Raw genomic sequence first — 11,198 nt, 5'->3', positions numbered from 1 at the left:
AATTGGTCTTTGATGCCCGGGCATGGTTAATGAAATATGTCGTCCGAATTTACCTAGATTTCATGAGTGGTACACATTGGTAAATTCTTAGCCGTGCCGGTAAGGAGTTGTTAACGGCCGGCGTCGATAGTCGCATGTAACTTGAGGGAGAAATCCCGTTCCTCTGATCCCCGGAGGATCCGATCGCTCAAGCCCCGTTGTGACAGCAAATTCCATCACTTAAGGCGCCCGCTGGGCGCCTTTTCTTTGTCCGCGTGAGCGACCCGCCTTACTCGGCAAGCACGCGCGTCGAGGGAAACGCCACCTCAACCAAAGTGCCTTCGCCTGGTGTCGAGTTGATGGTGAACCGCGCGCGGTTCGCTTCCACCATCGCCTTGGTCAGCGGCAGGCCGAGGCCGGTGCCGTCGCCGCGCCCACGCTTCAGGGCGTTGATCTGCTTGAAGGGCTTCAGCGCCTGCTCGATCTCGGCCTGGCTCATGCCGATGCCAGTGTCGCGCACGCGCATGACCACATCGCCCGACGTCTCATAGGCGGTCGATACGATCACCTGGCCACCGGCCTGCGTGTAGCGAATGGCATTCGACAGGATGTTGAGCGCGATCTGGCGCACGCTGCGCAGATCGGCCACCACTTCCGGCAGGCGCGAGGCGAAGCTGGATCGGATGATGACCCGCTCGCGATTGGCCTGCGGCTGCATCATCGCCACAGTCTCGGCCAGCGTGTCGTTGAGCGACACGGCCTCGTAGTCCATCTCCTGCTGGCCGGCTTCGATCTTTGAGATGTCGAGCAGGTCGTTTACGAGGTCGAGCACATGGTTGCCCGACCGGTTGATATCGCGCAGATAGTCGCGGTAACGATCATTGGCCACTGGCCCGAATTTCTCATCCACCATCAGCTCGGAAAACCCGATGATGGCGTTGAGCGGTGTGCGGATCTCGTGGCTGATACGTGCGAGAAAATCGGTCTTCTGCGAGGAGGCGCGCTCGGCCACCGCGCGCGCCTGGGTCAGGTCTTCCTCTGCCCGCTTCCACTGCGTGATGTCGCGCACCACGGCGCAGAATCCGCTCTCGCTGGGCAGCCTGCCGATGGTCATGAACAGGGGGATGAAGCGCCCCTGCGCCTCGCGCCCGATGACCTCGCGTCCGTCATTCAGAACGCTTGCGACGCCGGGCTCGGACAGCCCCTCGAGATAGTCGCGCGCCGCGCGCTGGCTTTCGATGGCGAAGAGCGAAGCGAAGGGCTTGCCTGTCACCTCGTCACTGTCGAAGCCGAACAGCGCTTCCGCGGGGCGGCTGATCGAGCGGATCGTGCCGTCGCGGCCGATCAGCACGACGCCATCGGTCGCGGTGTCGATGATGGTGCGCATCTCGGCGATGCGCGCTTTGAGTTCCGGAATATCGGGCTGTGTCTGCTCGTCGGCGACCGCATGCAGGGTTGCGGCCGGTGCGTCGTCCTCGCCCGAACGCCGCACGACCAGCATCAGCGCCTTGCCGCCGCGCCAGGGAACGGAGCGCAGGATGGCCTCGATCGGGAATTCCTGCCCGTCACGCGTTTTCAGCTTCAGCGTGCGGTCGGTTCCATCGGAAGCACCGTCATCGGCATAGGGGTCCGAGAACAGGGCGCCGAGCCCGCCGGCATCCGCCAGATCCTCAACCGTGTCATAGCCGGTCAGGTTGAGGAACTCGTCATTCGCATAGTGCAATTCGTCGCCGGAGTGGATGAGCAGCGGCACCGGCAGCTTGCCGATGATCGATGTATCCGGAGTCTCCTCGCCGGCTGAAAAAGCCGATGGCACGAACCCTTCTGCCTTGAGCGGCGGCACGTGCAGCCGTGGCCGGGGACGTGCCGTCTCGCTGGCGCTGTCGGCACGGGGCGACGCGGCGGCCGGCTCGTCGGGCCGTACCCAGTCCTCGCTATCCTCGGCATCGTGAAAATCGGCTGATGTCATGCTGTCATCGTCATCGACAGCGCCGGTTGTCACCTTGATGGCATCCGGTTTCTGGTTCTCGGCGGCGGGGTCGGCAATCATCCGCGATGCCGGTTCATTATCCGGTCCAGCGACAGGTGCTTCATCGGCGCCAACAGCGACATTGCCGGGCTCCTCCACATGACCGGCGTAGCTGAGCAGCGATCCGCTCGGCTTGTCCTGGGGCAGGTCGTCCGGCGTCGCGCCATCGAGCCGTGCCAGATCCTTCTCGTCCTCGGCATCGATGCCGGATGGCTCGTTTGAAGCCCCGCCGCTGTCCTGGTCCGCCACGGGCACTTCGCCCTTGTGCCCCGAAATGGCCTCTTCCTGGGACATCGCTTCGGGCGCCGGCTGGGTTACCTCGGAAGGCACTTCCGCTTTCGCAGCCGGTTGCGGCTGGTTTCCGACAGCTGGCTTTTCGGCTTCGGGTTGTGCGGCCGGTGCGCTGTCTTTCTTTAGCCGTTCGCCGATCTCGCGAAACGCGCTGCGTTCCAGTGTCGACAGGCCCTTGTCATTGGCGGGCTGCCGATGCTCCGCCAGCCGGATCACCTTGTCGGCAAAGCGCCGCTCAGGCTTGGGCACGATGGTCAGAGCCGGCACTTCGCCTTTGAACGGATCCGCCGCCTTGGGATCTTCAGGCGCTGGTTCGACGATTTCCGGTTCGGCGCTCGCCGGCGCCGCGCCATTGGGAACAAGCGCCATCCCGATCGCCTCGGGGTCAACCACCGCATCGCCGGTTCGGGCGACGCCGAAGCCACGAAAGCCCTCGAAGACGCGGCTGCGGCTGTAGACGGGCAGCGCCGCCAGATCCACCGGTATCTTCAGGTCGGTACCGGCGACCGGCCACAATACCGAGCGGCCGGACCAGGTATCACGCCGTTCCAGCAGGCCGGCTATTTCGCCGGAAGCATCGAGGCCGAATGTCGTGGCAACGTCCTTGAAGCGCCGTCCGATCACATCGGCCGCGGTCTTGCCGACGATCTGCGTGAACTCCGGCGATAGGGTGCTGAACCTGCCTTCGGCGTCGGTGCGCCAGACAAAGCGCAATGGTGGCGCCGAGCGATCGAGCTCCCGGGTGGCGGGACGAGCCAGTGGGGTCGCTGCCTTGGTGCTGTTCTGTCCCGCATTTTCCGCGGCGGCATTCGGACCGACCGGCGATACCGGCTGCTCGGAAACGGCGGGCGCATCTGATTGGCGTGGCCGCTGCGCATCGTCTGCGCCGGCATTGAAGTACCAATGGTCGTGCTGCACTGGCGCTTCGGCGGCGTCGCTGCTGACGGCATCCCCATGCTGCTCGGTCGAATCGCGATGGTCATATTCCGTCGATGCCGGGGTGTCCTCGGCTGTGTCCGGGGCGGGAGGTTCGCCGGCGGTCGCATCCGCGACCGGTTGCGATGCCAGCCCATTGTCCTGGCGAGGCTCCGCGCGGGAAACGCCATCGCCTGCGACGGTTGCCGCGCTGGTGCCGGTTTCCATCCCGCCGGCGGGCTCGCCGAGGGGGGCTTCTCCTTCAAGTTGGTCCTCGTCGATCACCACCAGCAGATGCCGCAAATCCGTCAGTTTGGCGAGGCCGGCCGGGTAGGAGGCAGAGCCGCCCGGAACCAGGCGTTTGACGATCCTGTCGTTTTCGCTCGCCACGTCCGCCACGAGCGCGGCAAGCGTTTCCGGCAGGATGCCCAGCGCCGCGAAGCCGTCGGACGCGGCCTCGATATTACCCTTGGCGTCGACAAAGGCGATGAAATGGCCATGTTCGGTGAAGCCGCTGATGGCCCGGGCCGCGATCTCGGCGGGACTGCGCGAGCCGGTCTGAGCCGCGGGAACCGTCAGCATGACGGCGGCTTCGCCGTCGGGCATCGTCACCGCGCTGGCGAGGAAGCTGACGGCACGGCTTGTCATGCCTGTCGCCAGCCGGACCATGATGGAGCGGTCGCTGCCAATATTGGGGAAGCCGGTTGTCGCCATGATCTGGCGCCTGGCAATCAGCGGCAGGCGCGCCGATGCGCCGATGATGGCCTCGATGTCCGCATGGCCGAATACGGCTGCTCCCGGCCCGTTGGCCCAGATCACCTGCTCCAGATCCGTCGAGAGGATGGCGATGGCATCGCCGGCGGCAAAGCGCTGGCGGACCGCGTCGAGCACGGCGACATCGAGGAAGGAATAGTTTTCGGGTGGCATGCGCTTGGCGAACCCTCAGGGAGCGGGCAATTTGCGGTTAACGCTTTGTTAATAAAAGCCGACGGCGCGAAGGTCCACAAGCCATAACGTGCAAAGGCTGGAATCTGGCCGCGTGGTTAACGGCCCAAAAAAATTATGGTGCACTGCAACATAGATATTGCAATGCACAAAAAATGCCTTTATACTGCCATCATACATGAACGAGACGGCTTTCCGTCAAAGCCGCTGCAAAGGATGGAAAATGTCCAGGACCAAGACCGCCGACACGATTGAAAATGTTGAATTCCCGAGCTTCGACGCTTCCAAGGCCACCGACCAGATGCGCGCTTTCGCCGAAAAGGGCGTTGAGCAGTCGAAGGAAGCCTATGCCAAGCTGAAGACCGGCGCCGAGGAGACCCAGAAGGCCCTGGAGTCGTCCTACGAGTCCGCCAAGACCGTTTCCAGCGACCTGTCGCTCAAGACCATTGCCGCGCTGCGTGCCAACGCGGAAGCCGGCTTTTCGCACCTCGAAGCGCTGATCGGCGCCAAGTCGCTGTCGGAAGTGGTCGAACTGCAGACCGCGTTCCTGCGCAAGCGCGTTGAAGCGACCGTCGAGCAGGCCAAGGACTTCCAGGTTGTCGCCACCAAGGCGGCCGAGGACGTGTCCAAGCCGATCAAGACCGCCTTCGAGAAGGCGATGAAGGAAATCAAGGTCGCCTGATATTTAGGCATGATCCGAAGATGTAACGAAAAGTCGCATTTCTTCGAACAGGATCATCTGGAATATTCTTGACCATGCGAATACCCGGCGGGTGGAACCTCCTCCCTCTGCTCCCCGGGGTGACCAGCCAGCACCTCCTCCCGCTGGCTCGTAACTGGAAAAGGCCGGCACCTCCTCCCGCCGGCCTTTTTCTTTGCCCGGCGATATCGCGCGGATGTGGGGAAGTGACCTTTGCTTTCCAAAAGCCTTGAATTAAAATCCATAAGCCCGTATGGACGCATCGCCGAACGACAGAGCGGGTCACGCGGAATGAACTTCCGACCGTGGTCCCTCGGGCAAACGTGCCGTTGTAGCTCAGATGGTTAGAGCGCCGGATTGTGGATCCGGAGGTCGCTGGTTCGATCCCAGCCAACGGTACCATCGGCTTCTCCGTTAAGTTATTGAATTTGTTACTAAATTTTGCCTTTTGGCGGCAAAATTTGTATCACGATAGGTATCAAAATAGGTGGCGCAAATGTTGATTGACCGAGCTCGCAACACAGCGCGAAGAGATTGATACCAAAAGCTTTTTTGTGGCCATACGGTAATCATTGGCGGCAACCGCCAGGATCCTTGGCGAGGAAAATCAAACCGGAAAGGCCTGACTAAACTAGTCCAAGCAGCTTCAAACCGGGCAAGTTCGAGGATGTTTCCGACCTTGCTAATTACATTCGTTCAATAGCAACCGTCGTGACGCCAGACCCCTACACGATGTTCCGCGTCGAGTTCCCCTACGAATCGGGGCTGACCCCGATGTGCTAGCTGTGCTTGGCTGCCTCGACTTAGGCTAATTCTACGTCGGAAGCCCTCGATCTTTAGCTACGTATCCCCGATTAAAGCGGTTTGCGATCTGGCGCGCCTTAAACCAGCGATGGCGCAGGGCAGCTTAAAGCATGATCCCGAAAGGTGGCGTCCGGCTTTCTCGGACAAACGGTTCCCGTTTGTCCAGAGATCATGCTCAAACAAAGAGATAGAGCCGCATCCCGATTCCATCGGGATGGAACAGGCTCTAGCCTAAAAATCCATTCACTTGCTTCAAGGGGATAACCCCTTCGTTGTTGTGCTGTCCCAAGGAGAAGGCACAAGAATCTTTACGGGAAAAGGCGTTCACACGGTTTTTCGTTTCGCGGCAGCAGAACGTCGTCTGGCCGCGGCGATATTTGCCTACCCTGCAGACTTGGCGCGAAGGCCAAAGGAGAGCAGTTCGCGTGTGTATTCCTGAGTGGGCGCTCTCATCACTTCTTCGGCCCCTACCAAATTCGATGACATCGCCGCGACACATGACGAGAAGGGCGTCGGAAATATGCGCGACAGCTTTAAGGTTATGAGTGACCAACAGCATCGACAAACCCCGACTCTCCTTCAGGTCCGACAACAGGTTAAGGATCTGCGCCTGCACGGAAACATCCAGCGCCGAGGTGGGCTCATCAAGAATCATGAGCCCAGGTTCCAGCGCCAGTGCGCGTGCGATCGCTACTCGTTGTGCCTGACCACCGGAAAGCTCGCGCGCGCGGCGCTCAAGGAAATCAGCAGGCAGGCCACAGTCCGATAACAGGTTCGCGATCTTTCTCCGCATGCCGGGGCTTGATCGTTGTCCTTGCGCAAGCATGGGTTCGGCAAGGATCTCAGCAATCGTCAGTCGTGGGCTAAGCGAGAGGTAGGGATTCTGCGACACGACCCCGATTTTTTGCCGCGCGCGGCGCAATGCCTGGCCTTTCAGCTGAAGCCAATCCTGCCCCTCCAGGCGCACTGAGCCGTCCTCCACCGGCAGCAGCCGAAGGATCGCGCGCAGGAGACTCGTCTTGCCCGAGCCGCTTTCCCCGACAATGCCGAGGGTTTCGCCTTTAGCAAGTCGGAAGCTCGCGCCGTTGACGGCGGGGTTCGGGCGCGGAGCGAAGAGGCTGGCGCGGTAGCGTATGACGAGATTTTCGACGTCGAGCATCGGGGCCGAACTCATGCCGCGTCCCCCGACAGATGGCAGAGCCAGCGATGAGCGGTGCGAGTACGTTCCGATGGTGGTTCAACCGCGCAGACCGGCATGGCCTGCGGACAGCGCGGAGCGAAGGCGCAGCCGGCAATCACAGAGCGCGGCGACGGGATGGAGCCGTCGATGGCGGCAAGACGCGCGCCGTGCGGTGCTGCATCGGGTAGGGCCGCAAGCAGCGCGCGTGTGTAGGGATGGCCGGGGCGCTGCAGCACGTCCTCGACCGGGCCCGACTCGACCGACCGTCCGGCGTAGAGGACCGTCGCGCGGTCGCAGGCTTCGGCTATGACATCCATGTCATGGGTGATCATCAGCACTGTCAGCCCGCGCTCTGCCACCAGCCTGCGCAACAACGCCAGAACCTGCGCGCCGACCGAAACGTCGAGTGCCGTGGTTGGCTCGTCGGCGATCAGGAAATCGGCGCCGGTCGCGAGCGCCTGGGAGATGACCACGCGCTGTTGCATTCCGCCCGAGAGCTGGTGCGGGTAGCTATTCAGCACTTTCTCAGGATCGGGAAGACCGGTCGCCGCGAGCAGCATGGCAGCCTCTGCATGGCGGGCTTGCCGAGGCAGATCGCTATGGGCGCGCAGGACATCGTCCATCTGGCGCGCAATGCTGAGCACGGGGTTCAGCTCGGCTGCCGGGTCCTGGGAGATCAAGCCGATCCGCCGGCCGCGCAGACTTGCCGCGTTCTCGCGCAGATCCTGGCCGTCGAAATGGAAGCGGGTGGCGGTGATGCGGGCGCCTTTCGGCGTCAAGCCCAGTGTCGCCATGCCGGTCATGGTTTTGCCGCAGCCGGATTCGCCGATCACGCCGTGAATTTCGCCCCGCTCGATTGAAAGATCGACCGAACGTATGGCATGCACGTCGCCATCCGGGGCGGGGATGCTGACCGAGAGGTCGCGGATCTCAAGCAGCGGCACGGGCTACGCCTTCCTTGCGCTCGCGCAGGGCGTCGCCAAGCACGCTGAAGGCCAACGCGACGATGAAGATCGTCAGGCCGGGCATGGCCGAATACCACCAACGCGCCGGGAAGAATTTGCGCCCCGCATCGACCATCTGGCCCCAATCGGCCGTGGGCGGCAGCACACCGAGCCCGAGGAAGGAAAGCGCCGCCGCCGTCAGCAGCGCAGGCCCGACGTCGAGGGCCGCCTGCACGGTGAGCGGCCGTGCGGTCGCCGGCAAGATATGACGGATGATGATGCGTGGATGCGAGACGCCGGCAAGCCGCGCCGCCTCGACATAAGGCTGGCCGCGCAGCAGCACTTCGGAGCGGGCTAGCCGCGCATACCAGGGCCACCACGTCACAGCGACGGCAATGATGCTGTTGAGAAAGCCCGGCCCAAGGGCCGCACCCATCAGCACCGCCAGCAAGAGCGCCGGAAAGGCCAGGAAGACATCAGTGCAGCGCATAAGGGCTTCATCCACCCAACCGCCGAAATAGCCCGCCGCCAAGCCGACCGGCAGGCCGATGAAAAGCGAAAATGTGACGATCAGCACTCCGTTCGTCAGCGAGATCCGCGTGCCGTAGATAATGCGGCTGAGAATATCGCGCCCCAGATGATCAGTGCCCAACCAGAAGTCGGCCGAGGGCGGCGAGAGCTTGGCCATCACGTTCGGCGCGCCGGCGCCCTGCGCGGGATAGGGCGCGATCCATGGAGCGAGAATGGCGATCAGCACGAAGAGCAGTATGATGGTGAGCCCGATGGTGCCTGGCCAGCCCAGACGCAGCGCAAGCCTCTTCATGATAGCGCCACCCTCGGGTCGACCAGTGCCTGGGCAATGTCGATCAACAGGTTCATCAACACATAACAGAGCGTCACGACCATGGTGACGGCGGCGATGACCGGGAAGTCCTTGGCGAGGATCGCTTCGGAGACGTAGCGGCCGAGGCCGGGCCAGGCGAAGATGATTTCCACCAGCACCGCACCGGTCAGCGCATAGGCGAAAGAGAGGCCGATCACTGTTAGCGCCGGCCCCATGGCATTCGGCAGCGCATGACCGAACAGGATGCGCGGCTCAGAAAGGCCGAGGGCGCGCGCGGCGGTGACATGCCGGCGTTCGAGGATCTCGATCATCGCCGAACGCGTCAACCGCATGGCGACACCGGCAGGATAGGAGGCCAGTGTCAATGCAGGCAGTATCAGATGTTTCAGGGCATCGCCGAAGGCGTCGAACCGCCCCGCGAGCACAGCATCGATCAGGATGAAATTGGTAACCGCCGGCAATGGTGCCCCGATCGATATTTCCTGCGAGAGGCGCCCGGAGAGCGGCAGGATGCCAAGCCATAGCGCGAAGACGAGCTGAAGGATCATCGCGAGGAAGAAGGTAGGCATGGCTACCGCCGCGACGGAGCCGAAACTGCTGAGCCTGTCAGGCCATCTCCCCTGTCGCGCCGCCGCGAGCACGCCGAGCGGAATGCCGATCAAGAGTGCGAGGACGGTAGAGAAAACCGCCAACTCCAGCGTGGCCGGGAGATAGGCTCGCAGATCCGCGGCGATTAGGCGGCGCGACTTGTAGGATGTGCCGAAATTGCCGGACGCCATGGCCTCGACGAAGGTCGCGAAACGGGCGGGCAAGGGGGCTCCAAGGTTGAGCTCCTGGCGCGCCTTTTCGATCTGCTCGGCGGTGGGGCGCGGGCCGGCATAGAGTGCCGCGGGGTCCGAAGGAACCACTTGTGCGACGATAAAGACCAGAAAGGTCACGCCTGCCACCACGAAGGTGGAGAGGATCGTCCGACGCAAGATGTAGCGTATGAGTTCCATCACGCTGCCACGGGCCTTACCGGCTCAGTTCGTTGACAAACGTCACATGGCCGTAGGCCGGATTGTCGACATAGCCATGGATGTCCGATCGAATGACATGAACGTTCGGACGATCAAGCATGAAGACCGCCGCTGCATCCTCGACGACCTTGCGCTGCGCCTCGATGAACAGCGCTTCGGCGCGCGGGCGGTCGGTGCCCGAGAGCTTTGCCGCTTCGTCGAGCTTGGTGTCGAAATCGGTGTTGGAATAGTAGCCGAGGTTGAAGTTCGGCTTCTCCTCGCTGTGGAACAGGTTGAAGAGATAGTCATAGGGTGTGACAAAGGTCGGCCACCAGACCATGACGAAGATGTCTTGGGCGGCCTCCGGGTTCGATTTGCCGAGCTGCCACTGGGCTTCCCAGGCCATCGGCTGAAGCGTGAGCGTGATGCCGAGGATTTCCAGGTTGGCCTTCCAGAGTTCCCCGGCGACCGCCGAAAGGGCCTCCGCGGTCGTGTAGGTCATCACCAGTTCGAGGCCAGATTTGATGCCTTCTTCAGCGAGAAGGGCCTTGGCGGTTTCGAGATCGGTCTTCGGTATCGGCGCGTTCGCGTCATGACCCCAAATGCCGACCGGCACCACGCCCTTGGCACGGGTGCCGAGGCCCATGGTCCCGGCGGCGATCACGTCGTCATAAGGGAAGGCGAGAGACAGCGCCTGGCGCACCTTGAGCCGGTCGAGGCGCACGCTTGACGTTATAGAGACCGAAAAGCGTCTCGAAGGACGGGTTCGCGACCACGCGCAGGTCGGGATTGGCCTTCATCGCCTCGAGGTTCTCGAAGGGAATGTTTTCGGCCCAGTCGGCCTGGCCGCTTTCGAGCATGTTCTGGGCGAGCGTCGTATCCTCGATGATCTCAAAGGAAACCGTCTGGAAAGCGTGTTCCGGGACTTTGCCCCAATAGGCTTTGCTTCGATCCAGCACGGCGCGCTGGCCCGGCTCATAGCGCGAAATCCGGAATGGCCCGGTGCCCGAGTCATTGCCGGCATTGAACCAGGCATTGTCCTTGCCGTGCGACGATGGGGCATAGATCCAGGATGCGAAGCCCGCCGAGGCGATCAAGTCGATCGGCTGCGGAGCAGAAAGCACGAAAACCACCGTCAGCGGATCGGGCGTTTGGATCGAGGTGACCGGCCCCCAGATGAAAGATGCGCCGCCACCAATCTTCTTGGTGCGCTCAATCGAGCCCTTCACCGCTTCCGAGGTAAGCGGGCTACCGTCGTGGAACTTCACGCCATCACGCAGGTGGAACGTCCAGGTTGTACCGTCCTCGCTGACATTCCAGGATGTCGCGAGCAGCGGCTCGATCTTGGCCACGCCGCCTTCGGTCGCCGGGATATAGCGCGTCAGCCCCTCGTAGACATTGGCGAGCACCGCCCCGTCATTCGAAAAGGAGGTTGCCGGATCCAGATCGGGAAAGCTGGTCGGATAGGCAAGTGTGAAGATACTTCCCTTGCCTTCTGCCATGGTCAAGTTCCAACGCGAACTGCCGGCGGTGGCGATCGCGGCGAGCGCTGCGGTCTTCAGAAGGTGG

At 62.4% G+C, this 11,198-nt stretch carries 6 protein-coding genes, 1 tRNA gene and 1 pseudogene; 2 read left to right on the top strand and 6 right to left on the bottom strand.

Features of this window, described 5'->3' with window-relative positions; translation table 11 throughout:
* Window positions 1-268: 268 nt before the first annotated feature.
* Complete coding sequence (locus LGH82_RS13465; protein ID WP_227348923.1) at window positions 269-4,141, bottom strand: PAS domain S-box protein; 3,873 nt, start codon at window positions 4,139-4,141, stop codon at window positions 269-271.
* A 241-nt stretch (window positions 4,142-4,382) separates the two neighbouring features.
* Between LGH82_RS13465 and LGH82_RS13460 the strand changes: the two genes are divergently transcribed.
* Complete coding sequence (locus LGH82_RS13460; protein ID WP_227348922.1) at window positions 4,383-4,841, top strand: phasin; 459 nt, start codon at window positions 4,383-4,385, stop codon at window positions 4,839-4,841.
* A gap of 343 nt (window positions 4,842-5,184) precedes the next feature.
* Window positions 5,185-5,261: transfer RNA gene (locus LGH82_RS13455), tRNA-His, on the top strand.
* A gap of 628 nt (window positions 5,262-5,889) precedes the next feature.
* Here the strand turns inward: LGH82_RS13455 and LGH82_RS13450 are convergent.
* The 5 genes and pseudogenes from LGH82_RS13450 to LGH82_RS33665 all read right to left on the bottom strand — a co-directional run bounded on the left by LGH82_RS13450 (window position 5,890) and on the right by LGH82_RS33665 (window position 11,131).
* On the bottom strand, window positions 5,890-6,822 hold the full coding sequence (locus tag LGH82_RS13450; protein WP_227348921.1) for an ABC transporter ATP-binding protein: 933 nt from the start codon (window positions 6,820-6,822) through the stop codon (window positions 5,890-5,892).
* An 11-nt stretch (window positions 6,823-6,833) separates the two neighbouring features.
* On the bottom strand, window positions 6,834-7,787 hold the full coding sequence (locus LGH82_RS13445; RefSeq protein ID WP_227348920.1) for an ABC transporter ATP-binding protein: 954 nt from the start codon (window positions 7,785-7,787) through the stop codon (window positions 6,834-6,836).
* Complete coding sequence (locus LGH82_RS13440) at window positions 7,774-8,610, bottom strand: ABC transporter permease (protein WP_227348919.1); 837 nt, start codon at window positions 8,608-8,610, stop codon at window positions 7,774-7,776. The genes LGH82_RS13445 and LGH82_RS13440 overlap by 14 nt, the downstream gene beginning before the upstream one ends.
* Entirely contained in the window at window positions 8,607-9,629 is a 1,023-nt protein-coding gene (locus tag LGH82_RS13435; RefSeq protein ID WP_227348918.1) for an ABC transporter permease, read from the bottom strand. Before LGH82_RS13435 ends, LGH82_RS13440 begins: the two co-directional genes overlap by 4 nt.
* Window positions 9,630-9,645: 16 nt before the next feature.
* Window positions 9,646-11,131 (bottom strand): annotated as a pseudogene (locus tag LGH82_RS33665) (ABC transporter substrate-binding protein).
* Between the last annotated feature and the right edge of the window lie 67 nt (window positions 11,132-11,198).

Origin of the sequence: Mesorhizobium sp. PAMC28654 (assembly GCF_020616515.1) — a bacterium.
GTDB lineage: Bacteria > Pseudomonadota > Alphaproteobacteria > Rhizobiales > Rhizobiaceae > Mesorhizobium.
This window is presented reverse-complemented; position numbering and strand designations above follow the sequence as displayed.